Genomic DNA, 24,836 nt, shown 5'->3' with positions numbered 1-24,836 from the left:
AGGGAGGATGCGACAATGGGTGAAGTTATTTTAACTATGAAGGACATTGATAAGTCCTTTCCTGGAGTTCATGCTCTGGATCACGTTAATTTCGAAGTAAAACGCGGCGAAGTACATGCACTTATGGGAGAAAACGGTGCCGGTAAATCAACACTGATGAAGGTTCTTACCGGTATTTATCAGAAGGATTCAGGTTCCATCGTTTACAAAGGACAGGAAACAGAATTCCACAATACACGTGAGGCACAGGATGCCGGCGTTGTAATCGTACATCAGGAGCTGAACATGGTAGGTGATCTTACTGTTGCTCAGAACATCTTCATCGGACGTGAGCCGAAGAAGGGTTTCCGCATTGATGACAAAAAGATGATCGAGGATTCCAAGAAGCTTTTTCAGGATCTGAACATTGAGATCAATCCGAAAGAAAAGATGAAAAACCTGACAGTCGGAAAACAGCAGATGTGTGAGATCGCAAAAGCAATTTCCCATAAAGCTGAGGTTATCATTTTTGATGAGCCTTCCGCAGCACTGACAGAGAAAGAGATCGCGGACCTGTTCGAGATTATCCGTGACCTTCGTAAGAAGAATCTTGGTATCGTATATATCTCTCACCGTATGGATGAGATCAAGACCATCACAGACCGTGTAACCGTTATGCGAGATGGTGGATATGTAGGAACTCTGATCACAAAAGACAGTACAAAAGAAGATATCATCAACATGATGGTTGGTCGTGTTATTTATGAAGATCCGAAACAGCAGAGTGCAGTTCCGGCAGATGCACCAGTAGTTCTTAAGGTTGAACATCTGAACGCAGGAAAGATGGTTCAAGATGTAAGCTTTGAACTGAAGAAAGGTGAGATCCTTGGTTTCTCAGGACTAATGGGGGCAGGACGTACCGAGACAGCCAGAGCACTGTTCGGAGCAGACCCGAAACAGAGTGGTAAGATCTCTGTTATGGGTAAAGATGGACAGCTTCACGAAGTTACCATCAACAGCCCGCAGGATGCTGTTAAATGTGGTATCGGTTATCTGTCAGAGGACAGAAGAAGATACGGCTGTGTTGTACAGAAATCTGTAACAGAGAATACAACACTGGCAACAATGGAAGAGTTTACCAATGGTATCTTTATCAACAAAGCAAAAGAGAAAAAAGTTGCTGAGAAATATGTAAACGAACTTGCAACTAAGACACCTACTACAGACCAGCTGGTAGTTAACCTTTCCGGTGGTAACCAGCAGAAGGTAGTTATCGCAAAATGGCTGACACGAGACAGTGACATCCTTATTTTCGATGAGCCTACAAGAGGTATCGATGTTGGTGCTAAGAACGAAATCTACAAATTAATGAACAGACTGGCAGCAGAAGGCAAATCCATTATCATGATTTCTTCTGAGATGACGGAAGTTCTCCGAATGAGTGACCGTATCATCATCATGTGTGAGGGTAAAGTTACCGGATGTATTGATATCTCCGAGGCAACCCAGGAAAACATCATGGACAAGGCCACACGGAATATCAATTAAGGAGGAAAGTCATGACTAAGAAGAAAAAAAGTATTTTAAGTGATCAGAGATTTATTGTTTTGCTCGTTATCATTGTCCTGTGTGCAATATTCTCAGGCATGAGTAAAGAATTCAGACAGTACACCACGATCCTGAGTATGCTGGATTTCTCATATTACGATCTTCTTATGGCGATCGGAGTTACATTCCCGCTTATCACTGGTGGTGTTGACCTGTCAATCGGAACTGGTATGGTAGCTTACGCACTGATCGCAGGAACACTGATCAGAAACAACAACTGCCCGGTAGCACTTGCTATGATCATCTGTATCGTACTTGGTATCGCAGTTGGTGCATTAAACGGTGTACTTATTGGTGTTATGAACCTGCCGCCATTCCTTGCAACACTTTGTACCTGTATGATTACCCGTGGTGCCGGATCTCTTTGCAGTGCAACACCTTGGCCGGGACTTACACAGCCGGGTGGATGGTTCCACACAATCTTTAAAGTAACCGTTGGTACAGGAAGAAGTGCTTCACGTTATCCGCTCGGTTTCCTGTGGATGATCATTCTGGTTCTTCTTATGGAGTACATCCTGAACCACACCAAATTCGGTCGTTACACAATTGCAATCGGTTCCAACAAAGAGGCAGCAGCCCTTTCTGGAATCAATACAAAGTTCTATCACGTAATGGTATACGTTGTCTGCGGTCTGTTTACAGGTCTTGCAGCAATCGCATACGCAGCAGTAACACCTACTGTACAGCCTGGTACTGGTGCCGGACTTGAGATGGATGCTATCGGTGGTGTATTCGTTGGTGGTGTAGCAGCTACCGGTGGATATGGTTCCGTGATCGGTACATTCGTTGGTATCTTCGTCATCATGCTTCTGAAAACAGGTCTTCCATATATCGGCCTGCAGGCAAACTGGCAGCAGATCATCACTGGTATCGTTCTGATCGTAGCCGTTCTGATCGATATCTTGAAAGAGAAAAAAGCAGCACATTGATATTAAGAAGTGTGTATAATAAGTAAGGGTGCTGTTTACAGAGAAATGTGAACAGCACCCGATAATCAAAGATGTGAAACGCCAAGGGGTAGCAACGGCGTATGAACATAAAAAAACTATATAATATATTTTAAGGAGGAAATATTATATGAAAGCAAAAAAGGTTATGGCATTAATGCTGTGTGCAGCAATGGTAACAAGCATGAGCGCAACAGCAGCTTTTGCAGCTGAGGAGAAAGAAGATGCAGCAACAGAGGAATCCGCAGATTCCACAGCAGCTGAGGATCCTACCGCACAGTTCGACGGACTGAAAGCAAACGAAGCTTATGAGTTCCCGATGATGGTTAAATCTTTCCAGTCTACATACTGGGATGCAGCTCAGGAAGGTATGAAGAAAGCATCTGAGGAGCTGGGCGTTACTTATAAAGCACAGGGACCGAACAGTGAGTCCGATATCGCTGACCAGGTTAACATGATCAACACAGCTATCGGCTCCAATCCTGTTGGATTAGGACTTGCAGCTTGCGATACATCTTCTGTTCAGGATGCTCTTAAGACATGTGCAGAAAAAGGTATCCCGGTTGTAACTTTCGATACAGGTATCGCTGATGCTCCGGAAGGATCTGTAGTATGCGAGGTTTGTACAGACAACGCACAGGCTGGTGCAGTAGCAGCTGAGAATATGTACAACTCCATTAAAGACGTTGTTAAAGATGCTGACGGACAGGTTATCATCGGTGAGGTTAACCAGGATGCAACAGCTCAGAACATTCAGCAGCGTGGTACTGGATTCATCAACAAGATGATCGAGCTTCTTCAGGCTGATGGCAAGACTGTAGCAGTAAGCGGTAACGAGTTCTATGTTAACGCAGCAGAGGGTGCTGATGCTGATGCTAAAGACGCAGACGTTGTTATCCAGGTAGCTGTTCCGGCACAGACAACTGTAGAGCTTTGCTCCACAGAGGCTCAGGCAATCCTTTCCCAGGAGAACTGTATCGCAGTATTCGGTTCCAACCAGGTTTCTGCAGAGGGTGTGCTTGCAGCAAATGCTAACCTTAACGTTCTTGGTTCTGACCCGGCAAACGGTGATGTAGTTGGTGTTGGTTTCGATGCTGGTTCTATCATCAAAGCAGCTGTTAAAGATGGCACATTCATTGGTGCTGTTACACAGTCTCCTCTTATGATGGGATACTATGCAATCTACGCTCTGACAGCAGCAGCTAACGGCCAGGAGCTTGAGGATGTTCCTACAGAGGGTTACTGGTATGATGCAACAAATATGGAAGACGAGAATATCGCTCCTAACCTTTATGACTAATCAAATCATATAATTGATAAGATCGTGAAGTTATAATGAACGCGGATGGCGTTCACGGACGTATGAAATAAGAGATCCGCTGGCTGATTCAGTCAGCGGATTTTTTAAATAAATAATGTAGTAGTTCATAAATAATCGCTGTATTATTGGCAAATAAAGACACTTTTTTTGACAAAAGAGGTTCTTATCACCGGAAGGATCCTGATGTATGATAAATACAACATCAGATATGAAAGTGATCAGAAGCTTACATATTGAGGAGGATTTAAAAATGGCAACATATTATTTAGCAGTAGATATCGGAGCATCCAGCGGACGTCACATTCTGGGACATATGGAAAACGGAAAGATGATCCTGGAAGAAATCTATCGTTTTGAGAACGGTATGGTAAAGAAAGACGATGAGCTTTGCTGGGAATTTGACCGCCTTTTCAAAGAGATCGTAAACGGTCTTAAGAAATGTAAAGAACTCGGTAAGATCCCGGTAAGCATGGGTGTAGATACCTGGGGCGTTGACTTTGTACTTCTTGACAAAGATGATAACGTTCTCGGAAACACAGTAGGCTATCGTGACCATCGTACAGAGGGTATGGACGAGGAAGTTTACAAGACAATTTCCCTGAAAGACCTGTACGCAAGAACCGGTATCCAGAAAGCAATCTTTAACACTGTATACCAGCTGATGGCAGTAAAGAAGAAACATCCGGAATATCTGGAGCAGGCTGAGACACTTCTTCATGTACCGGATTACTTCCACTTCCTTCTTACAGGAGAGAAGACCTGCGAGTACACAGAGGCAACAACAGGACAGCTTGTATGCCCGACAACAAAAGACTGGGATTATGAGCTGATCGACATGCTCGGATATCCGAAGAAGATCTTCCAGAAGCTGATCATGCCTGGAACAAGCATCGGACATTTAACAGATGAAATAAAAGCAGAGGTTGGCTTTGACCTTGAGGTTGTAGCTCCGGCTACACATGATACAGGATCTGCAGTACTTGCTGTTCCTGCAAATGACGACGATTTCATCTACATCAGCTCCGGAACATGGTCCCTTATGGGAATTGAGAGAAAAGAAGCTGACTGCTCAGAGAAGAGCTGTGAGATGAACTTCACAAATGAGGGCGGATATGCAGGACGTTTCCGTTATCTGAAGAACATCATGGGTCTTTGGATGATCCAGTCTGTACGTCATGAGTTTGATGACGCATACAGCTTCGCACAGATCTGCGAGATGGCTGAGGAAGCGAAAGACTTCCCATCCAGAGTAGATGCGAACGATGAGTGCTTCCTTTCACCTGAAAATATGACAAAAGAGGTTCAGGACTACTGCCGCAGAACAGGTCAGCAGGTTCCGGAGACTCTTGGCGAGATCGCAACTGTTATCTATGCAAGCCTTGCAGAGTGCTATGCAAAAACAGCCAAAGAGCTTGAGGAGATGACAGGAAGAACCTACAGCCGTATCCATGTTGTAGGCGGTGGTTCCAATGCAGGCTACTTAAATGAGCTGACTGCAAAAGCTACAAAGAAAGAGATCCATGCAGGCCCAGGCGAGGCTACTGCGATCGGTAATATCACAGCACAGATGCTGAAAGCCGAGGAGTTCAAATCTATCGAGGAGGCTCGTACAACGATCCATGAGTCCTTCGGTATCAAAGTATATAACGCATAAATAAAAATAATTGGAGGTTTTATTATGTTAGTTAACACAAAGGCAAAAGTTGGTGTATTTTCAATTGCTTTAGGTGCATATCTTCCACAGTTCCCGTCACTGGTACCGGAATTTGAGGCACAGTATGATGCATTCAAAAAAACAATCCCGGATACAGTAGAGATCATTGACGGTGGAATGGTTACAACAAAAGAGCAGGCAATGGCAGCAGGAGATAAGTTCCGTGCAGCTGATGTTGATCTTGTATTCCTTCAGATGCTGACATACGCTACATCCTACAACATGCTTCCTGCAATCCGTGACCTTGATGTTCCGGTTGTTCTTGTAAACGTTCAGAAGATCAAAGCACTGGATTATGAGCACACTGACATTGCTTCCTGGCTGGGTGAAGGCTATGCATGCGGCGCTGTAGGCGAGGCAGTAGCTGACCTTGAGAGAGCAGGCAAGAGACATGCTGTTATCACAGGTGTTGTAGAAGGTGGAGATCCTGCAGTTCAGGCTGAGATCGAAGACTGGTGCAAGGCTGCTCAGGTAAGAAGAAGATTCCGTGAAACTAACATTGCACAGATCGGAAGACCATACCCGGGTATGATGGATCTGTATATTGATGAGACAAACCTCTATAACAGAATGTTCCTCTACACAAAACAGTTTGACTGGGAGAAGATGTGGGCAATCGCTGATGATATCACAGACGAGGAAGCAATCCGTGCAAAGGCACAGGATATCCTTGATACATTCGATATTGAGGGCGGCGGCACAATCGAGAAAGTATGGGATATGGCCAAATACGTTGTTGCTTTTGAGAAATGGGTAAAAGACGAGCATCTTGGAATGATCGCTTCCCATTACGACGGATTTGCACAGGGTAAAGCTGGTGTCCTTGACAGTATGCTGATCCCGGCATTCTCCATGCTGATCAAACAGGGTACTGCATGTGCTGTAGAGGGTGACATGAAAGTTGCCATGGCTATGAGTATCTTAAAGACAATTTCCGGTACAGGCCAGCTTTCTGAGATGTACTCCATCGACTTCAATGATGATATCTGCATCATCGGACATTCCGGAAGTGGTGACGCTGACATCTCTGATAAGAAGCCAACCATGAAGATCGTAAAAGTATTCCACGGTAAAACAGGCGGCGGATACCTGACACAGTTCTATCCATATACAGGCCCTGTAACCTATCTTGCAATCACACAGGATAAAGACGGAAACTTCAAGTTCGTTGTAGCTGAGGGTGTAAACGAGGAAGGACCAATCCTTTCCTTCGGTGATACCAACATGAGAACACGTTTCACATGTGGCGCAAGAGAATTTGTAAACCGCTGGAGCGAGGCTGGCCCGACACATCATATGGCAGCTGCTACAGGAAGACATATTGATACAATTCTGAAGGTTGCAAAAATCTTCAACGTACCGGTAGATATCGTAACAAGATAATTACCAGTCATAATATAACGATAAATTCTTTCTTATAACCAACCTAAACATATTCAGAAAAAGGAGACCGCTTTCGGGCAGTCTCCTTTTTTCGTTGGGAAAATTTTAATACAAAAAATCTGCCGAAAATGCTAAGTGCAGATTCGGCAGAAAAGATTTTTGATGTTTATAAATCATTTATGCATAAGTTTATGCTCCTTGGAAAGCTCATCATGTAGCTGAAGGGAAGACCAGTGCTGCGTTACCGGTGTGAGCATTGCCTTCAGTGCAACAGAAGGAATCTGATTTTCGTGAAAAAATGCAAGAAATGAATCCATCTGTTCACTGGAAAAATCTTTCAGTACAAGCATTTCATCTGTGAAATTTGCTCCCAGGTTAAATTGTGGTGAAGACTGAAAGCCCGGAAGTTCAAAAAGATAACCCAGTGGATGAAGAAATTCCGGTGTGCTGACGATCCTCGTTTTTACCTTCTGACGGTTCAGATAACGGCGGATCAGACGAAGCCGGTCCGGATCATTAAAATTATACAAAAGAACTGCTGGCTGTGTATTCATATAAGTACCTCTTTTCATTCTTCTCTGCGTGCCGGGAAACGGATCTCAACCTCTGTGCCCTCATCAGGTTTGCTGGAATAGGACAGGCCATAATCATTTCCGTAAAGGATCTGCAGTCTGCGATGTGTGTTGTAAACAGCGATGTTGGTTCCGCCGGAACGGCTCTGCCCTGTTCCGGAGAGGATGGTTTCAAGAATTTCGGGAGGAATGCCTACTCCGTCATCAGAGATCAGGAGAACAACAGTCTCATCCTCCATCCATCCGGTAATTACAATAGTGCCGGATTTGGAAGGCTTCTCCAGAATGCCGTGGAGAATGGAATTCTCGACCACAGGCTGGAGTGTCAGCTTCGGGATCTGATATTCCGAAAGCTCATCCGGGATATCGGTGATCAGCTCAATGCTGTCGTGGTAGCGCATATTCTGGAGCTGTACATAGAGCGTAACGTGCTCAAGCTCCCTGGAAATCGTAGAAATACCTTTTTTACGGCTTAATGTCAGCTTGTAAAAACGGGAAAGACTCTGCACTGCATGGCTGATCTCTTCGGTCTGGCCCTGGAGAGCCATCCAGTTGATCATATCCATTGTATTATAAAGAAAATGCGGATTGATCTGTGCCTGAAGGGAATTAAATTCTGCAATCCGGAGGTCTTCGGCAGCCTTTGCCTGCTTTTCCATCAGAGCTTCCATTTTTCTGGTCATGTAGTTATAGGTGTCAATGAGATCACCGATCTCGTCATGAGCAACCGGGCTTTCCATGGGCGTTGGCGGTCCGTGGCGGACGCTCTGCATCTGGCGGATCACGGAAGAAAGCCTTCCTGTGATGGAATGAGCCAGTACATTGGAAAAAAGCAATGCCAGAACAAGAAAACCGGCGTAGATCAGTGCAATCTGGATCATCAGATGATTACTCTCATGGATCAGAGGCGGCGACGGAAGAATCGTAACCATGAACCAGTCGGTATTGGCGATGCTGTAAAAACCGGAGTAAACCTTTGTATCAAGGATCGTGCGTTCCACAAAATTGTTGGAGGACATGAAGGAATCCTTGATCGTGTCATAGTCCAGACGGTAAATTCCGGACAGAGACTGGTCGGAAGTGGCAACGATGGCATCACGTTCATTGACAATGTAGGAAACGCTGCCCTCCAGGGAAAGATTGTCTGAAAGTATGGAAGTCAGCTTATCATCCGAAAAATACACAGCCAGATAGGCTTTGTAGGTGTTTGTGTGATAGTACAGACTCAACGGGCAGATATATGCCATATCTCCGTAATTCTGCTTTTCCTGTGAGCCCAGATAAAAAGAAGGACAGAACATTTCCTGTGCATCCCGGCTTCCCTGAAAGATTCCATACCAGTAGGTACCTTTTATCTGACTGAGTGGTGTGAGAATATTTCTGGTATTGGAATAATCATCCAGTGTGTCCAGCTCTTCCGGAAAATCCACATAGATCCGTACATCAGTTACCAGTGAATCCGTAGTCAGACGGCGGATCGCATTCTTAAAATCTGTAGCATGATTGGAAGTAGCAAGCTTTTCGGCAGAGTCATTTACAGGCATATAAAAAAGTTCCTGGAAAAAATTCTGCCCCGTAATATTGCGTGTCGTGGAGAGAACCGTATCCATGGTGCGCTCAATAAGAGGTGCGGTTTTTGCGGAAGCATCCTGTTCCTGACGGATGGTATTGGACACGACCATGTTATAAAGCCTTCCATAAAAAAGAAATACCGTAAGGAAGGCGGGGAGTATGACGATACTCATAAGTGCAATGGTGAACTTGGTCTGGAGACTTAAGTTCATGTAGCCGTTTTTGAAACGGCACCAGGGCCCCCTCATGACATTTTCTCCCTGTATTCAGAAGGAGAGAAGCCGGAATATTTCTTGAAGCTTTTTCCGAAATAATTTCCGTCTGTATAGCCGACTTTGGAAGAAATCTCCGAGATCTTATACCGCGGATCAGAAAGCAGTTGCTTGGCTTTTTCCATGCGGTACTCAGTGAGATACTGGTTTAAAGTCTGTCCAGTCTCACTTTTGAAGAAAGTGCACACATAGGAAGCGGAGAGATAAACATGATTACTGATATCCTTTACGGAAAGAGTATCGTTCATGTAATTGCGGCTGATGTAATCCTTGATCATAAAAATCGTGGAATTCTCAGGCTGGGAATTTTTTGCATCTTCAAAATACTGTGCAGTTTTTTCTTTAAGGGCAGCATGTAGCTCAGCATAGGTAAAAGCATCATCCAGGGTATCAACAATAAGAGCTGCTTTTTCGCGGCTGTCAGATGCTACCTGATTTTTTTTGCGGGCAGCGGAAAGTGCATTAAAAAGCTGATAGTAAAGATCACGGATCTGGTTGGGCATAAAAGTGTGGTTGCAGTCATAATAACTGAAGAGCTCGTCCAGAAACTGGCTGGCACCATTTTCATCGCCGGCGAGCAGATATTTGGAAAAGGTGCTCTCAGGAAGCTGCAGTGAATCCGGGAGAGCAGGCTTCGTGGGAAGCTGGCGGATAAAGCTGTCAGTAAGAAAGGTCTGCACAGGAAAGAAAAAACAGCTCTGCAGAAGGATGACTGCAGAGGCATAGGACTGATATGCTGTGGAAATATCTGTAACGGTATTTCCTGCTGCGATCATGTGCTTTCCGCAGACTTCATATTGTCTGGAAATATAACTTCCCACAGCAGAAAGAGTAGCTGGGGAAAGCGAATTGCTTCCATATATATGATGTACCAGATATTGTACCCGTTTTTCTGCGAAAAGACATTTCAGATGATAATGCTCCAGAAAAAGAGCGATATCATTCTGGATATTTTTCAGAGTTGCCCTGGGAATTTCAACAGTGGCATTTATTTTTACAATGACAGAGGTGAAATTCATTCCGGGATCAAGAAGTTCCGGCTGTCCAAGTTCCATACAGAGCTCCTGAATCGCAGAATCCCCGGAGGAGGCGGGAAGCGTAAGCTTCAAAGCAAGTCTGGTGGCGGTTTCCTGGGAGTGAAGTACCTCGCCGCGGTGGGATCGAAGCTTCTGTTCATAGAGAGAAACTGCCTCCAGGACAGCATCCCGTACCTCATCCGGGTTAAGCGGTTTTTCGATATAATTGACTGCTTTCAATTTAATGGCCGCCTTAAGATATTCCTTGTCTGAATATCCGCTCATAAAAATAGGAACGGAATCAGGAAGAAGCTTCTCGAGCCGCTCCAGCATGGCAATACCGGTCATTCGTGGCATACGCACGTCGCATAGGATGATTTCAGGCTTGTTGAGCCGGGCTATCTCCAGTCCGTGTACTCCATCGTCCGCCTGCAGGACCTCAGTAATCCCCAGAGAATTCCAGTCAATGGATGCGATCAGTCCGTTACGTGTAAGTTCTTCGTCATCAACGATGAGTAATTTCATATATCTTCTCCAATCGTATAAGTCAGATCAGTTAGTCAAAGGCGCTAAAGAAATACAACGCCAGACGAACCTATTATATCATAAAATGTACAGAAAGACGAGAAGAGCAATAGGTTTATGGGTAATATTTTACAGAGAACAGGAGAATATTTTACCCTTATCCAAAAATATTCCCATTATCAGGCAGTACCTCGGATGATAGAATAAAATCAGATCAAAGGAAAGGGAGGAGAAAGAGCCGTGTCAGAATATGTTCTTGAGTTAAAAGGTATTACGAAGATATTCCCCGGTGTCAAAGCTCTGAATAATGTACAGTTCCAGCTCAAACCTGGCGAAGTTCATGCGCTGATGGGTGAGAATGGTGCTGGTAAATCTACGTTTATCAAGGTTATTACCGGAGTACATAAGGCAGAAGAGGGTGAGATGTTCCTGAACGGACAGAAGGTTGACTTCAAAGGTCCGAAGGATGCCCAGGAGGCAGGTATCGCAGCTGTATATCAGCATCCGACATCCTATCCACACCTTACAGTAGCTGAAAATATTTTTATGGGTCATGAGATCATCAAACATCATATGATCCAGTGGAAAGAAATGAATAAAGAGGCAAACAAGTACTTAAAGGAGCTGGATGCAGATTTTGATGCAACAGCAGAGATGGGTACGCTTTCTGTTGCACAGCAGCAGATGGTTGAGATCGCCAAGGCACTTTCCACAAATGCAAAGATCATCATTCTGGATGAGCCTACAGCAGCACTTACCAGAAACGAGTCAGAGAAGCTTTATACATTGGTTGACAAGCTGAAAGAGAATGGCGTTTCCATTATCTTTATCTCCCATCGTTTTGAGGATATGTACCGTCTGGCTTCCAGAGTTACCGTATTCCGTGATTCCCAGTATATCGGAACCTATGATGTAGACGGAATCACAAACGCAGATCTGATCAAGGCTATGGTTGGTCGTGAGATCAATGATCTGTTCCCGAAACCAGAAGTTGAGCTTGGAGATGAGATGCTTCGTATCGAGCATTTTTCCAGAACAGGATTCTTCAAAGATGTTTCCTTTAACGTACGTGCAGGTGAGATCGTAGGTCTTACAGGTCTGGTCGGCGCAGGACGTACAGAGGTTGTGGAAGCTGTCTGTGGAATCACCCGTCCGGATGAAGGAAAAGTTTTCCTTGAAGGAAAAGAGGTTTATATCAAGACTCCTTCCGAGGCAATGGAAAAAGGCATCATCCTTCTTCCTGAGGACAGACAGAAACAGGGTCTGGTTATGAGCTGGGGACTTGGAAGAAACGTAACACTTCCGATCATCAGCAAATATGCAAAATCCGGATTTAACGACGAGAAGGCAGAAAGAGAACTTTCCAAGAAACTTCTTGAGGAAGTAGATACAAAGGCTGTTGATATCTTCCAGCCGGCAAGCTCTCTGTCAGGTGGTAACCAGCAGAAGGTTGTTGTTGCCAAGGCACTTGCTCAGGAAATGAAGGTTGTTATCATGGATGAGCCGACCAAGGGTGTCGATGTCGGAGCAAAGGCTGAGATCTATGCAATCATGGGAGACCTTGCAAAGAAAGGTTATGCGATCATCCTGATCTCTTCAGAGATGCCTGAGATCCTTGGAATGAGTGACCGTATCATCGTTATGTGTAACGGCCGCAAGACAGGTGAACTGAACAGAGGAGAGGCAACACAGGAGGGTATCCTTGAGCTGTCCATGGAAAAGAGCACTGGAAAGGGGACTAAATAATGGAAAAGAAATCTGTCATCAAGAAGATTACAGGCTCCCGAGAGGCTCTGCTGGCAATTATCGTGATCGTGCTGTTTGCAGTTGTCACAGCGATTAGCCCTTCATTCCTTACGCCGAAGTCACTCATGGAGATGCTGAAAAATAATGCAGTAACAATGGTAATGTCACTTGGTATGCTGTGTGTCATGCTGGTAGGCGGAATCGATATTTCCATCATGTCAACCCTGGCACTTTCCGGTATGTCCATTGGTATGCTCCTGAAATATGGTCATATCACAAGCACATTACTTGCTTTTATCATTGCAATGGCAATCGGTATTGCCTGCGGACTTGTTGTAGGTCTTGTAATTTCAAGAGCAAATGTTCCGCCAATCATTGCAACAATGGGCTTCATGTACATCTACAGAGCAATGGGTTATCTTGTTTCTCACGGTGGCGAGTGGGCAAGTGCCGCAGCTCTTGGTAACTTTAAGAATTTTGCAACAACCACTTTCCTTGGAATCAACAAGGTAATCTGGGTGATCATCATCTGCTACGTAGTATTCTTCTTCTTTATGAAATGGACAAGAACCGGCCGTAGGATCTACGCAGTAGGAAGTAACGCAAGTGCAGCACAGGTTTCCGGTATCAATGCAAAGAATATCAACCTTCTTGTATATGTGATCATGGGATTCCTCGCAGGTCTTGGCGGAGCACTTCAGGTATCTGTTTATGCTTCAGCAATGCCGGATATGCAGTACGGCGGTGAGATGGATGTCATCGCAGCCTGTGTTATCGGTGGTGTAAGCATGAGCGGTGGACGTGGAACTGTTGTAGGTGCATTCCTTGGTTCCATCATCCTTGCAACAATTGCCAAAGCTCTTCCGCTTGTAGGTATCAGCTCACTGTGGCAGAACATGATCAAGGGTGTTATCATCCTGGTAGTAGTTGTGATCAATGTTATCCTGCAGAGAATCGCAGACAAAAACGCATTAAAGGGAAGGGAGATGTAAATCATGGCTGGAAAATCTGGAAGAAGTATTAACAATGTGCCGGAAAATCCGATGAAACACATCATTTTCAGTTGGGAAGGCATCCTGGTCATTCTCTTTATCCTGGTAAATATTTTCTGTGCATCATTTTCTGAATTTTATAATCTGAAGAGTGTTCTTCGTCAGATGCCGGTTTACCTTGCAGAGGTATTCATGATGTTCCCGATGGCGTACATCCTGGTATTAGGCGAAATCGATATCTCCGTTGGTGCAATCGTGTGTCTGTCCGCTACATTAAGCTGTATGGTCTGCAACACAAACGCTCCATTCATCGTAGTAGTACTCACAGCACTGGTTGTTGGTGCCCTTTGCGGTGCGGTTAACGGATTCATCCTTACCCGTTTCAAAGAGCTCCCGCCAATGATCGTAACACTGGCAACACAGATTATATTCCGTGGTATCGCTGAGGTAACACTTGGTGCCGGAGGAAGTATCGCGATCACAAACACAGATGGTTTCCGTGCAATCGGTGGAAAAGTAGGAGATGTTCCGTATATTCTTTTCCTGGTACTGATCCTTGGAGTAATCTTTGCAATCTTCCTTGGAAAGAGCACATTCGGACGTCGTACATATGCAATTGGAACAAACCGTGTAGCTGCTTATTACGCAGGAGTTCATGTAGAGAAGATTCGTTTTATCATCTACACAGTTATGGGACTTATGTCTGGACTTTGTGCAGTATTCCTGGTATCATCTTCTTATGGTGCAAACACAACAACTGGTAACGGATTTGAGATGGATGCCATCGCAATGGCAGTATTCGGAGGTATCTCCTCCACAGGTGGTAAAGGTAACCTGGCCGGCGGTATCATTTCCGCATTCATCATCGTATGCTTACGAGTTGGTCTTGGACAGAAGAACGTAAACGCACAGGTTATCCTGCTGATCATCGGTGTACTTCTGGTAGCAGCAGTAGCTCTTCCGAACATCATCGGCGATGTAAAAAAAGCAGTAGCAATGAAGAAAAACTAAATATTTTTGAAACCCAATATGATTGTTAGCTGTATCCAAGGGTGTAGCGGAGACAGCAGCATATAAAAAAAATTATATTCTTATAGGGAGGAACAAAAATGAAAAAAAAGGTAATTAGCGCAATCCTTTGTGGAGCAATGGTTCTTGGTACAGTTTGCCCGGTTCTTGCAGCAGACGACAAATCCGACGACACTAAGACAGAAGCAGCAGCTGGCGATTCCGCAAAAGACAAAAAGATTGCTCTGGTTGGTAAAGCAGCTGGTAACGCATTCTTCGAGATCGCAGCTAAATCTTTCCAGGAGACAGTAGAGGCTGAGGGCGGTGAAGTTCAGGTCGTTTATCCTGAGACAGCTACAGCTGATGCACAGATCAAAGTTCTTGACAACCTGATCTCCCAGGACTTCGATGCAATCTGTATTTCCGCTAACGATGTAAACGCTCTTCAGGCTAAACTTGAGGAAGCTATGGATGCAGGAATCAAAGTATCTTCCTTCGACTCCGCTCCGAACAAAGACAGCCGTGAGATTTTCGTAAATCAGGCTGGTACAAAAGAAGTTGCTCAGGCACTTATGGATGCAGTTCTTGATATCTCCGGTGGTGAGGGACAGTTCGCTATCCTTTCCGCTACATCACAGTCCGCTAACCAGAACGCATGGATCGACGCAATGAAGACCATCATGGAAGGCGATGACAAATACAGCAAACTTGAGCTTGTAGATGTTGTATATGGTGATGATGAGCCACAGAAATCTACAGACCAGACAGCAGCTCTTCTTCAGAACTACAAAGATCTGAAAGTTATCTGCGCTCCTACAACAGTTGGTATCGCAGCAGCTGCTAAATATCTTCAGGATAATGGTTCCGAGTGCAAACTGACAGGTCTTGGACTTCCGTCTGAGATGCAGGAGTACACAGGTGATGATGCAGATCATTCCTGCCCATACTTCTATCTGTGGGATATGCAGGGTCTTGGAAAACTCAGCGCTTACACAACAATCGCTCTGATCAATGGTGACATCACAGGTGCTAAAGATGACAAGTTCACAGCTGGTGACCTTGGTGACTACACAATCACAGATGCTGATGACGGTGGTACAGAAGTTGTTCTTGGCGCACCTCTGAAATTCGATACAAGCAACATCGAAGAGATGGCTAAACTGTACTAATCAATCCTCATATTGACTGTAATATTCATATGATAAATCCTTTCAGAACAGGCGGGGTCTTCGGACTCCGCCTGTTTCTGATGTTGTACTTAATGCACGGCAGTGTTAAAATGATAAGGAAAACGAAGAGAGTATAAACGGATAAAGGAGCAGGGCACATGCAGCAGGCACTACTGGATCAGTTGAGAAAAATTACAGAAGAAGAACGAAAGATTCTGGACGGAGAGGCAGAGGTTGATAAAGATCTTTATACTTCCGGCCGGGATTTTACGGTAGACAGCGGAAAAATGCTGAAAGAAGGCCGTCTGATCGCTGTACGTACCCATACACGTTTTGTACACTTTCCGGCGCACAGGCATAATTTTGTGGAAGTGCTGTACGTGTGTGAAGGTTCGCTGACCAATATCATCGATGGAAAAAAAGTCATTGTCAATAAAGGCGAGCTGCTTTTTCTCAATCAGTTTACGAAGCATGAGATCCTGAAAGCAGGACAGAATGATATTGCTATTAATTTCATGGTGCTGCCGGAATTTTTTGATGTGGCCTATTCCATGACAGGTAATGATAATATGCTGGCAGATTTTCTTGTAAATGTGCTCAGACAGGATGAAGAGAGAGGAGAGTATCTGCACTTCAAGGTGGCAGAAGTCCTTCAGATCCAGAACCTTCTGGAAAACATCATCTATTCCCTGGTAAACGGGGAAGAAAACCGGGAACGGATCAATCAGACCACAATGGGCCTGATCTTCATGTATCTGGTGGAATCCGTACAGTATGTGGAGATGCGTCTTCCCAATCAGTACGAAAACATGATCTCCATGACAACGCTGGACTACATTGAGCAGAAATACCGGACAGCAACCCTGACAGAGCTGTGCAGCCGTCTTCATCTGCCCATGCACGTATTAAGCAAGATGATCAAGAAAACGACAGGATTTAACTTCAAGGAGCTTCTTCAGCGAAAACGTCTGAATAAGGCTGTAGAGCTGATGTGTGAAACAGATCTTCCCATCAGCGATATCATTGCGGCAGTGGGATATGAGAATAACAGCTATTTTCATCGGGTATTTAAAGAACATTATCATATGACACCCAGAGCTTTCCGGGTGAAGAACAGTGAAAAAGAGCAGGTGAGGCTTTGAACCCCACCTGCTTTATTCGTTGGTCAGATATCGTGGAACTGTCCGATTTTATCTTTGATCCGCTGCATCTCATTATCCATATCGATCACAGCTCTGGCACAGTTCAGAAGCTCGTCGCTGACTTCGGTATATCCATCCATTTCCTCAATATTCTGTTTATAACGCAGCTGATGCTCCAGTGTGGCCCAGAAATCCATGCCATTGGTACGGATCTGGATCTCGGCCCGCATAGGAGTTTTTCCCTTGGAGAAGAATACGGGGATCTCTACGATCATGTGATAGCTGCGGTAGCCGTTTGGCTTTGGATTTTTGATATAATCCTTTAACTGAATGACGGTGATGTCGTCCTGTTTGGAAATCAGGTCTGCGATTGTGTAGATATCGTCGATAAACGCACAGACAACACGGATACCGGCTACATCATTCAGCTGATTCTGAATATTCTCGGCTGTGAATTCATAGCCAAGCTTCTTCAGCTTCTTATAGATGCTTTCCGGTTTCTTGATTCTGGTTTTGATAAAAGAAATCGGATTACGTTTATATTCTACGGAAAATTCATCGTTGAGAACTTCCAGCTTGGTACGGACCTCGCGGACTGTGCAGCGGTACATCATCATCAGATCGTTAAATTTTGCAGAATTTTTGATAAAAACCTGCGGATCCGGGGTATCCAGCCAGGTGTTAGCATTTTCTTTAGTCATGGTATTTTTTGAGGGAAACTCCTTTCGTATGTGAGATATGCTGAAAAAAATAAAGATAAAACGTAATCTGCAGTAGTTGATTTTCAGCAATGATATAGGATAATTATAGAATAAAATGACAGTTTTTTCAACTTTTGTATTGACATATTATAAATCCTGTGCTATTTTATATAAAAAATTTAATTGAGTAAACCAATAAACCGTTGAAGCGGAGATAAAAGTTTTCATGCGCGCACAGAGAGTCCGGGAGGGTGAGAGCCGGATCGAGAAGCAGCTTACTAAATGGACCGCTGAGGGCACAGGGAAAGATGTTGTTATATATCGAGTATTCTGTGACGTGAGGGCATACGTCAGTTGCCGGGAATATGCTGGTATTCCGACAAGTGCACAGGTCATACTGTGAATCAGGGTGGCACCGCGGGTAATTTGAATTTTCAAGCTCGTCCCTGGCAGAACTGGATTCTGCCGGAGACGGGCTTTTTGTATTTTCTCCTGGCAGAAGCAATCACAAAAAAAACTCAGGAGGGCCTGTATATGTATCCAACATTAGAAGAAATCAGAAAAATCGCAGAGTCAGGCGAATACCGGCGCATTCCCGTATGCAGAGAGCTGTATTCCGACCGTTATACACCCGTAGAAGTGATGCGGACTCTTCGCACAGCCAGCAGACACTGTTACCTGCTGGAAAGTGCCAGCCAGACAGAGGTGTGGGGACGGTATTCCTTCCTGGGATATGAACCATCTATGGAGATCACCTGTACGGATGGAAATCTTCAGATCCGTAAGATTCATGAAGACGGAACCGAAGAGAAAACGCAGCAGCAGGTAAAGCATCCGGGAAAAGCAATTCGAAAGATCCTGGAAGAATACAAGAGCCCGGTACTCGAAAAAATGCCTACATTCACTGGCGGTCTGGTAGGATATTTTTCTTACGATTACATTAAATACAGCGAGCCTAAGCTTAAGCTTACCGATAAAACAGTAGAAGATTTCCGGGACGTGGATCTCATGCTTTTTGACCAGGTTATCGCGTTTGACCATTACAGACAGAAGGTACTTCTGATCACCGGAGTGATGACCGGTGATCTGGAAAATTCTTACCAGAAAGCCGAAGTGAAGCTTGCAGAGATGGCAGAGCTGATCCGAAACGGAGAGCACAAAGAATTTCCGTCCCTGAAGCTGAAATCTCCCATCCAGCCGCAGTTTCCGAAGGAAAAATACTGTGAGATGGTAGAGACAGCCAGATATTATATCCGGGAGGGAGATATTTTCCAGGTGGTGCTTTCCAATCCGATGCGGGCGAAAGCAGAGGGAAGTCTTTTTGATACCTATCGTGTCTTGAGAGCTACCAATCCATCCCCGTATATGTTTTATTTTTCCAGCGATGATATCGAGATCGCAGGCGCTTCCCCGGAAACCCTGGCCAAGCTTACCGGAAAGGAATTAAGCACCTTTCCGCTGGCAGGAACCAGACCAAGGGGAAAGACGAAGGAAGAGGATGAGGCACTGGAAAAAGGGCTTCTTGCAGATGAAAAGGAACGGGCCGAACACAACATGCTTGTGGATCTGGGAAGAAATGATATCGGAAAGATCAGTAAGATCGGAACGGTAAAGGTGGAAAAATATATGTGCATCGAGCGTTTTTCCCATGTAATGCACATCGGTTCCACAGTGACCGGGCAGATCCGGGACGACAAAGACGCGGTGGATGCGGTAGATGCGATCCTTCCGGCAGGAACCCTTTCCGGAGCACCGAAATTCCGTGCCTGCCAGATCATTCAGGAACTGGAACAGAGCAAACGGGGCATTTACGGCGGAGCCATCGGATATCTGGATTTTGCAGGAAATCTGGATACCTGCATTGCCATCCGTCTGGTTTATAAAAAGAATGGCGAGATCTGCATCCGGTCCGGAGCCGGAATCGTGGCAGACAGTGTTCCGGAAAATGAATTCCAGGAATGCTGCAATAAGGCAAGAGCCGTTGTACAGGCAATCGAAACTGCACAGGAGGGACTGGAATGATAGTACTGATCGATAATTATGATAGCTTTTCCTACAATGTTTACCAGCTGATCAGTTCCGTGGAGCCGGATATTAAAGTAGTGAGAAATGATGAAGTGACCATCGAAGAGCTGGAAAAGATGAAGCCGGAGGCACTGATTCTTTCCCCTGGTCCGGGAAGACCTGAGGATGCAGGCATCTGCATTGATTCCATAAAATATTTCAAAGATAAGCTGCCGATCCTTGGTATCTGCCTTGGTCATCAGTCCATCTGCAAAGCCTTCGGAGGCACTGTTTCCTACGCAAAAGAACTGATGCACGGCAAACAGAAAGAAATCCGCAAGGTGGGTGAGAGCAGGATCTTCGAAGGACTTCCGGAAACATTCCCGGCGGCAAGATATCATTCACTGGCTGCAATCCGGGACACCTTACCGGAAGAACTGATTGTCACCGCAAAATCAGAGGACGGCGAGATCATGGCACTGGAACATAAAGAATATCCCATTTTCGGATTGCAGTTCCATCCGGAATCCGTTATGACACCAGATGGAAAAACAATGACCGAGAACTTTATGAAGGTTGTCAGAGACAGATAAGACAGAGAATAGCAATCCATAAAAGATAGAATCGTTACAGAATAGGAGAAAACAACAATGATCAAAGAAGCAATCATCAAACTTTCAAAAAAAGAAGATCTTACCTATAACGAAGCAGAGACTGTTATGAACGAAATCATGGACGGAGCAGCAACACCGGTGCAGATGGCATCCTATCTTACCGCACTTTCCATGAAAGGAGAAACCATTGATGAGATCACAGCATCCGCGGCAGGCATGCGGGCACACTGTATCAAACTTCTCCACGACATGAATGTTCTGGAGATCGTAGGAACCGGCGGTGACGGAGCAAACTCCTTTAACATTTCCACAACCTCATCTCTGGTGATCGCAGCCGGTGGTGTTCCGGTAGCCAAACATGGAAACCGTGCAGCATCCTCAAAAAGTGGCGCGGCAGATGTACTGGAAGCCCTTGGTGTCAAGATCACGATTCCGCCGGAAAAAAGTGCGGAGATCCTGAAAAAGATCAACATCTGCTTCCTGTTCGCACAGAATTATCACATTGCCATGAAATATGTGGCACCGATACGGAAAGAGCTTGGAATCCGCACTGTATTTAATATTTTAGGACCATTAAGCAACCCTGCAGGAGCAAATATGGAGCTGATGGGAGTTTTTGACCAGGCACTGGTAGAGCCGCTTGCACAGGTTATGATGAAGCTTGGCGTTACCCGCGGAATGGTAGTTTTCGGACAGGACAAGCTGGATGAGATTTCCATGAGTGCACCGACCTCTGTATGTGAAATCAAAGACGGATGGTTCCAGTCTTACGAGATCACACCGGAGCAGTTCGGTTACACACGCTGCAGCAAGGAAGCTCTGGTGGGCGGTACTCCTGCTGAAAATGCAGAGATCACAAAAGCCATTGTAAACGGAACTGAAAAAGGATCGAAGCGCCAGGCCGTCTGCATGAACGCAGGTGCAGCACTTTATATCGCAGGAAAAGCCGAAACAATCGAGGCAGGTGTGAGAATGGCAGAGAACCTTATCGACAGCGGCGCGGCAGCAGCCAAGCTTCAGGAATTTATCGAGGAGACAAATAAAGAATGAGTGACAGAAACATTCTGGAAGAAATTGCAGAAAAAACAAGAGAACGGATAGCAAAGGAAAAACAGCAGCTCCCCCTGGAACAGCTGAAATCTCTGGCAGAAGCAGCACCGAAGAGACCTTCATTTCTGGAAGCACTGAAAAAGCCAGGAATGTCCTACATCTGCGAGGTAAAAAAAGCTTCCCCATCAAAGGGGCTGATCGCGCCGGATTTTCCCTATCTTGAGATTGCAAAGGAATATAAGGCGGCAGGTGCAGCTGCAATATCCTGCCTGACAGAGCCTTTTTACTTCATGGGAAGTGATACCCATCTCCGCGAGATCACAGAACAGGTGGATATTCCGGTGTTGCGAAAAGATTTCACGGTGGATAAGTACATGATCTATCAGGCAAAAGCATTTGGGGCATCGGCTGTGCTTCTGATCTGTGCGATCTTAAATGATGAGGAATTAAGAGAATACCGCGAGCTGGCAGAAAATCTTGGAATGGATGCCCTGGTGGAAGCTCATGACGAAAACGAAGTGGCGCGGGCTTTGAAGGCAGGCGCGAAGATCGTAGGCGTCAATAACCGTGATCTGAAAACTTTTCAGGTGGATATGAATAACAGCATCCGACTTCGAAATCTGGCACCGGACAATGTAGTTTTTGTATCGGAAAGCGGAATCAGAAATGCAGGAGACATCGCGATTCTGGAAAGAAACCGCGTAGGTGCAGTCCTCATCGGAGAGACCCTGATGAGAAGTCCGGATAAAAAAGCAGCACTGGAAGAACTGAATGGCGGGACACTGGTATGAACGAAAGAAAGCATATGACAGCCCGTACCAGGATCAAGATCTGCGGTCTCACCCGCCCGGAAGACATCCAGGCAGTAAATGAGGCCAAACCGGACTTCTGCGGATTCATCGTAGAATTTCCCAAAAGCCGGAGAAATGTCACAGTGGATCAGCTACGGAAGCTTCGGGAAAAACTGGATGAGAATATTTTGCCGGCAGGCGTATTCGTCAATGCACCGGTGGAGCTCCCCGCACAGCTTTTAAACGAAGGAACCATTGCACTGGCACAGCTTCACGGACAGGAAGACGAAGAATATATAACCCGGCTTAAGGGAATGACAGACCAGCTGCTTATCAAGGCTTTTTCCATAAAAACAGAAGAGGATGTGGAGCAGGCGCTCCGTTCGGGAGCAGACTACATCCTCCTGGATCAGGGAGCCGGCGGAACCGGAGAAACCTTTGACTGGAATCTGGTGCCATCCATAAAACGACCATGGTTCCTTGCAGGAGGCCTTGGCTGCGACAATCTGGAATCAGCCATACACCTGCTCCACCCCTGGGCAGTAGATTTAAGTAGCAGCGTGGAAACCGACGGTCACAAAGACCCGGATAAAATATTAAAAGCGGTACAGGCCGTGAGGAACATAGAGGAGGAAATATAACATGTCAAAAGGAAGATTCGGCATCCATGGCGGACAGTACATCCCGGAAACACTGATGAACGCCGTTCTGGAGCTTGAGGAAGCATACAACCATTACAAAAACGACCCGGAATTTAACCGTGAGCTCACAGAGCTTCTCAATGAATATGCAGGAAGACCATCCCGTCTTTACTATGCGGCACATATGACTGAGGATCTTGGCGGAGCTAAGATTTATCTGAAACGGGAGGATCTGAACCACACAGGAGCTCACAAGATCAACAACGTACTTGGTCAGGTGCTCCTGGCAAAAAAAATGGGCAAGACCCGTGTCATCGCAGAAACAGGAGCCGGCCAGCACGGTGTTGCAACTGCAACCGCAGCAGCACTCATGGGTATGGAATGTGAGGTATTCATGGGAAAAGAGGATACCGAGCGTCAGGCCTTAAATGTTTACAAGATGCGTCTTCTGGGAGCAAAAGTTCATCCTGTCACAAGCGGAACTGCAACTTTGAAAGATGCCGTTTCCGAGACCATGCGTGAGTGGACGAACCGTATCGCAGATACCCATTACGTACTGGGATCTGTTATGGGACCACATCCGTTCCCGACCATTGTCCGTGATTTTCAGGCAGTGATCTCCAAGGAGATCAAGGAACAGATGCTGGAAAAAGAGGGCAGGCTTCCGGATGTTGTACTTGCCTGCGTAGGTGGCGGCTCCAATGCCATCGGAACTTTCTACAATTTTATTGAGGATAAAGATGTTCGTCTTATCGGCTGTGAGGCAGCAGGACGTGGCGTGAATACAGCAGAGACGGCAGCAACCATCGCAACCGGCCGCCTTGGAATCTTCCACGGCATGAAATCCTATTTCTGCCAGGATGAATACGGACAGATCGCACCGGTATATTCCATTTCCGCAGGACTGGATTATCCGGGAATCGGACCAGAGCATGCACATCTCTATGATACCGGAAGAGCAGAATATGTACCGGTAACAGATGACGAGGCAGTAGACGCTTTCGAGTATCTTTCCAGAATGGAAGGAATCATTCCAGCCATCGAAAGTGCCCATGCAGTAGCCTATGCGAAAAAAATTGCGCCGACACTTGGAAAAGACAAGATTATGGTAATTACCATTTCCGGACGTGGAGATAAGGACTGTGCGGCAATCGCCCGCTACAGAGGGGAGGATATTCATGAATAAAAGAATTACAGAAGCTTTTGCAAATGGAAAAGCATTTATTCCTTTCGTGACCTGCGGAGATCCGTCACTTGAGGTCACAGAGCAGCTGGTATACGCAATGGAGGAAGCAGGGGCAGATCTGATCGAGCTTGGAATCCCGTTTTCAGATCCAACAGCAGAGGGACCGGTAATCCAGGCAGCCAATGTGCGGGCACTTTCCGGCGGTGTCACCACAGACAAAATTTTTGCAATGGTGGAAAAAATCCGTAAAAACACGAAAATTCCAATGGTATTCATGACCTACGCAAATGTAGTATTTTCCTACGGAACAGAACACTTTATTAAAAAAGCAGCAGAGGTGGGAATGGACGGACTGATCCTTCCGGATGTTCCTTTTGAGGAAAAAGAAGAGTTCGACGTTGTGTGCAAACAGTACGGCCTTGACCTGATATCCCTGATCGCACCGACCTCCCATGAGAGGATTGCCATGATCGCAAAAGAGGCAGAAGGCTTTGTTTACTGCGTATCTTCCCTTGGAGTAACAGGAATGCGTACCAACATTACCACAGATATCGGAGCTATGGTGAAGCTGGTAAAAGCCCAGAAAGACATCCCATGTGCAGTAGGATTCGGAATTTCAACTCCGGAGCAGGCAAAAAAGATGGCTGACCAGTCCGACGGAGCCATCGTAGGATCTGCCATTGTGAAGCTTTGCGGAGCTTATGGCAAGGACTGTGTGCCGAAAGTCAAAGCCTACGTGAAAGAGATGAAAGAGTCATTGGGGACGGAGAAAGTGGCTCGTTGACTGTCCCAACTGGCTTTTTACAGTCCGAAGTAAAAATTATAGCAATGAGATATTCAGCAAAATGAAGAAAATACCTCGTATCATCTGAAAAAGATGGTG

General features: G+C 45.6%; 22 protein-coding genes. 18 read left to right on the top strand and 4 right to left on the bottom strand.

Annotation, left to right across the window (positions count from 1 at the left end):
- Positions 1-15: 15 nt before the first annotated feature.
- The 5 genes from WMO28_RS05025 to WMO28_RS05005 all read left to right on the top strand — a co-directional run bounded on the left by WMO28_RS05025 (position 16) and on the right by WMO28_RS05005 (position 6,952).
- A complete protein-coding gene (locus WMO28_RS05025) occupies positions 16-1,527 on the top strand; it encodes a sugar ABC transporter ATP-binding protein (protein WP_178643982.1) in 1,512 nt (503 codons plus the stop codon).
- Between the two features lie 11 nt (positions 1,528-1,538).
- The gene (locus tag WMO28_RS05020) at positions 1,539-2,516 is read left to right on the top strand and encodes an ABC transporter permease (RefSeq protein ID WP_178643980.1); all 978 of its coding nucleotides are present in this window, start codon (positions 1,539-1,541) and stop codon (positions 2,514-2,516) included.
- A gap of 148 nt (positions 2,517-2,664) precedes the next feature.
- The gene (locus WMO28_RS05015) at positions 2,665-3,834 is read left to right on the top strand and encodes a substrate-binding domain-containing protein (protein WP_178643977.1); all 1,170 of its coding nucleotides are present in this window, start codon (positions 2,665-2,667) and stop codon (positions 3,832-3,834) included.
- Positions 3,835-4,105: 271 nt separating this feature from the next.
- Positions 4,106-5,509, top strand: a complete 1,404-nt coding sequence (gene rhaB / locus WMO28_RS05010) for a rhamnulokinase (RefSeq protein WP_178643975.1) — start codon at positions 4,106-4,108, stop codon at positions 5,507-5,509.
- Between the two features lie 24 nt (positions 5,510-5,533).
- The gene (locus tag WMO28_RS05005) at positions 5,534-6,952 is read left to right on the top strand and encodes an arabinose isomerase (RefSeq protein WP_349056233.1); all 1,419 of its coding nucleotides are present in this window, start codon (positions 5,534-5,536) and stop codon (positions 6,950-6,952) included.
- 173 nt (positions 6,953-7,125) lie between these two features.
- On the opposite strand, the gene WMO28_RS05000 is transcribed toward WMO28_RS05005, so the two are convergent.
- Genes WMO28_RS05000 through WMO28_RS04990 form a run of 3 tightly spaced genes read right to left on the bottom strand, consistent with a single transcriptional unit; the run spans position 7,126 to position 10,909 of the window.
- Positions 7,126-7,506 carry a DUF3783 domain-containing protein gene (locus tag WMO28_RS05000; protein WP_178643971.1) on the bottom strand — a complete coding sequence of 127 codons (381 nt, stop codon included), beginning with the start codon at positions 7,504-7,506 and terminating at the stop codon, positions 7,126-7,128.
- Between the two features lie 14 nt (positions 7,507-7,520).
- Positions 7,521-9,344, bottom strand: a complete 1,824-nt coding sequence (locus WMO28_RS04995) for a histidine kinase (RefSeq protein ID WP_178643969.1) — start codon at positions 9,342-9,344, stop codon at positions 7,521-7,523.
- Positions 9,341-10,909 (bottom strand): response regulator, encoded by a 1,569-nt coding sequence (locus tag WMO28_RS04990; protein ID WP_178643967.1) that lies wholly within the window; start codon positions 10,907-10,909, stop codon positions 9,341-9,343. Before WMO28_RS04990 ends, WMO28_RS04995 begins: the two co-directional genes overlap by 4 nt.
- A gap of 240 nt (positions 10,910-11,149) precedes the next feature.
- On the opposite strand from WMO28_RS04990, the gene WMO28_RS04985 reads away from it, so the two are divergent.
- From WMO28_RS04985 to WMO28_RS04965, 5 genes are all read left to right on the top strand, one after another.
- Complete coding sequence (locus tag WMO28_RS04985; RefSeq protein ID WP_349056232.1) at positions 11,150-12,655, top strand: sugar ABC transporter ATP-binding protein; 1,506 nt, start codon at positions 11,150-11,152, stop codon at positions 12,653-12,655.
- A complete protein-coding gene (locus tag WMO28_RS04980; RefSeq protein WP_178643963.1) occupies positions 12,655-13,647 on the top strand; it encodes an ABC transporter permease subunit in 993 nt (330 codons plus the stop codon). The genes WMO28_RS04985 and WMO28_RS04980 overlap by 1 nt, the downstream gene beginning before the upstream one ends.
- 3 nt (positions 13,648-13,650) lie before the next feature.
- On the top strand, positions 13,651-14,658 hold the full coding sequence (locus WMO28_RS04975) for an ABC transporter permease (RefSeq protein WP_349056231.1): 1,008 nt from the start codon (positions 13,651-13,653) through the stop codon (positions 14,656-14,658).
- Between the two features lie 98 nt (positions 14,659-14,756).
- Complete coding sequence (locus WMO28_RS04970; RefSeq protein WP_178643959.1) at positions 14,757-15,824, top strand: substrate-binding domain-containing protein; 1,068 nt, start codon at positions 14,757-14,759, stop codon at positions 15,822-15,824.
- A 158-nt stretch (positions 15,825-15,982) separates the two neighbouring features.
- Positions 15,983-16,966 carry a helix-turn-helix domain-containing protein gene (locus tag WMO28_RS04965; RefSeq protein WP_178643957.1) on the top strand — a complete coding sequence of 328 codons (984 nt, stop codon included), beginning with the start codon at positions 15,983-15,985 and terminating at the stop codon, positions 16,964-16,966.
- Between the two features lie 23 nt (positions 16,967-16,989).
- Here WMO28_RS04965 and WMO28_RS04960 read toward each other — a convergent pair whose 3' ends face one another.
- Positions 16,990-17,667, bottom strand: a complete 678-nt coding sequence (locus WMO28_RS04960; protein WP_178643955.1) for a GTP pyrophosphokinase family protein — start codon at positions 17,665-17,667, stop codon at positions 16,990-16,992.
- A 226-nt stretch (positions 17,668-17,893) separates the two neighbouring features.
- Between WMO28_RS04960 and WMO28_RS04955 the strand changes: the two genes are divergently transcribed.
- The 8 genes from WMO28_RS04955 (at position 17,894) to trpA (ending at position 24,737) form a co-directional block, all read left to right on the top strand.
- Positions 17,894-18,070: a hypothetical protein gene (locus WMO28_RS04955; protein WP_349056229.1), complete on the top strand. Its 177-nt coding sequence runs from the start codon at positions 17,894-17,896 to the stop codon at positions 18,068-18,070.
- A gap of 131 nt (positions 18,071-18,201) precedes the next feature.
- Positions 18,202-19,689: an anthranilate synthase component I gene (gene trpE / locus WMO28_RS04950; RefSeq protein WP_349056228.1), complete on the top strand. Its 1,488-nt coding sequence runs from the start codon at positions 18,202-18,204 to the stop codon at positions 19,687-19,689.
- A complete protein-coding gene (locus WMO28_RS04945) occupies positions 19,686-20,264 on the top strand; it encodes an anthranilate synthase component II (RefSeq protein ID WP_349056227.1) in 579 nt (192 codons plus the stop codon). The genes trpE and WMO28_RS04945 overlap by 4 nt, the downstream gene beginning before the upstream one ends.
- A 57-nt stretch (positions 20,265-20,321) precedes the next feature.
- Positions 20,322-21,335 carry an anthranilate phosphoribosyltransferase gene (gene trpD / locus WMO28_RS04940; protein WP_178643950.1) on the top strand — a complete coding sequence of 338 codons (1,014 nt, stop codon included), beginning with the start codon at positions 20,322-20,324 and terminating at the stop codon, positions 21,333-21,335.
- Positions 21,332-22,126, top strand: a complete 795-nt coding sequence (trpC, locus tag WMO28_RS04935) for an indole-3-glycerol phosphate synthase TrpC (RefSeq protein ID WP_349056226.1) — start codon at positions 21,332-21,334, stop codon at positions 22,124-22,126. The genes trpD and trpC overlap by 4 nt, the downstream gene beginning before the upstream one ends.
- Positions 22,123-22,767, top strand: a complete 645-nt coding sequence (locus tag WMO28_RS04930) for a phosphoribosylanthranilate isomerase (protein ID WP_178645452.1) — start codon at positions 22,123-22,125, stop codon at positions 22,765-22,767. The genes trpC and WMO28_RS04930 overlap by 4 nt, the downstream gene beginning before the upstream one ends.
- A 1-nt stretch (position 22,768) precedes the next feature.
- The gene (gene trpB, locus WMO28_RS04925; protein ID WP_178645453.1) at positions 22,769-23,953 is read left to right on the top strand and encodes a tryptophan synthase subunit beta; all 1,185 of its coding nucleotides are present in this window, start codon (positions 22,769-22,771) and stop codon (positions 23,951-23,953) included.
- Positions 23,946-24,737 carry a tryptophan synthase subunit alpha gene (trpA, locus tag WMO28_RS04920; protein ID WP_349056225.1) on the top strand — a complete coding sequence of 264 codons (792 nt, stop codon included), beginning with the start codon at positions 23,946-23,948 and terminating at the stop codon, positions 24,735-24,737. Before trpB ends, trpA begins: the two co-directional genes overlap by 8 nt.
- Positions 24,738-24,836: the final 99 nt, after the last annotated feature.

This window comes from Blautia aquisgranensis (assembly GCF_040096615.1).
Lineage (GTDB): Bacteria > Bacillota > Clostridia > Lachnospirales > Lachnospiraceae > Blautia_A > Blautia_A aquisgranensis.
The sequence above is the reverse complement of the archived record's forward strand: the minus strand, read 5'-3'. Positions and strand labels throughout refer to the sequence as shown.

Coding starts and splice junctions, on each gene's coding strand:
- WMO28_RS05025 (WP_178643982.1), top strand. CDS start 16: ATGGGTGAAGTTATTTTAACTATGAAGGACATTGATAAGTCCTTTCCT.
- WMO28_RS05020 (WP_178643980.1), top strand. CDS start 1,539: ATGACTAAGAAGAAAAAAAGTATTTTAAGTGATCAGAGATTTATTGTT.
- WMO28_RS05015 (WP_178643977.1), top strand. CDS start 2,665: ATGAAAGCAAAAAAGGTTATGGCATTAATGCTGTGTGCAGCAATGGTA.
- rhaB (WP_178643975.1), top strand. CDS start 4,106: ATGGCAACATATTATTTAGCAGTAGATATCGGAGCATCCAGCGGACGT.
- WMO28_RS05005 (WP_349056233.1), top strand. CDS start 5,534: ATGTTAGTTAACACAAAGGCAAAAGTTGGTGTATTTTCAATTGCTTTA.
- WMO28_RS05000 (WP_178643971.1), bottom strand. CDS start 7,506: ATGAATACACAGCCAGCAGTTCTTTTGTATAATTTTAATGATCCGGAC.
- WMO28_RS04995 (WP_178643969.1), bottom strand. CDS start 9,344: ATGAGGGGGCCCTGGTGCCGTTTCAAAAACGGCTACATGAACTTAAGT.
- WMO28_RS04990 (WP_178643967.1), bottom strand. CDS start 10,909: ATGAAATTACTCATCGTTGATGACGAAGAACTTACACGTAACGGACTG.
- WMO28_RS04980 (WP_178643963.1), top strand. CDS start 12,655: ATGGAAAAGAAATCTGTCATCAAGAAGATTACAGGCTCCCGAGAGGCT.
- WMO28_RS04975 (WP_349056231.1), top strand. CDS start 13,651: ATGGCTGGAAAATCTGGAAGAAGTATTAACAATGTGCCGGAAAATCCG.
- WMO28_RS04970 (WP_178643959.1), top strand. CDS start 14,757: ATGAAAAAAAAGGTAATTAGCGCAATCCTTTGTGGAGCAATGGTTCTT.
- WMO28_RS04965 (WP_178643957.1), top strand. CDS start 15,983: ATGCAGCAGGCACTACTGGATCAGTTGAGAAAAATTACAGAAGAAGAA.
- WMO28_RS04960 (WP_178643955.1), bottom strand. CDS start 17,667: ATGACTAAAGAAAATGCTAACACCTGGCTGGATACCCCGGATCCGCAG.
- WMO28_RS04955 (WP_349056229.1), top strand. CDS start 17,894: ATGCGCGCACAGAGAGTCCGGGAGGGTGAGAGCCGGATCGAGAAGCAG.
- trpE (WP_349056228.1), top strand. CDS start 18,202: ATGTATCCAACATTAGAAGAAATCAGAAAAATCGCAGAGTCAGGCGAA.
- WMO28_RS04945 (WP_349056227.1), top strand. CDS start 19,686: ATGATAGTACTGATCGATAATTATGATAGCTTTTCCTACAATGTTTAC.
- trpD (WP_178643950.1), top strand. CDS start 20,322: ATGATCAAAGAAGCAATCATCAAACTTTCAAAAAAAGAAGATCTTACC.
- trpC (WP_349056226.1), top strand. CDS start 21,332: ATGAGTGACAGAAACATTCTGGAAGAAATTGCAGAAAAAACAAGAGAA.
- WMO28_RS04930 (WP_178645452.1), top strand. CDS start 22,123: ATGAACGAAAGAAAGCATATGACAGCCCGTACCAGGATCAAGATCTGC.
- trpB (WP_178645453.1), top strand. CDS start 22,769: ATGTCAAAAGGAAGATTCGGCATCCATGGCGGACAGTACATCCCGGAA.
- trpA (WP_349056225.1), top strand. CDS start 23,946: ATGAATAAAAGAATTACAGAAGCTTTTGCAAATGGAAAAGCATTTATT.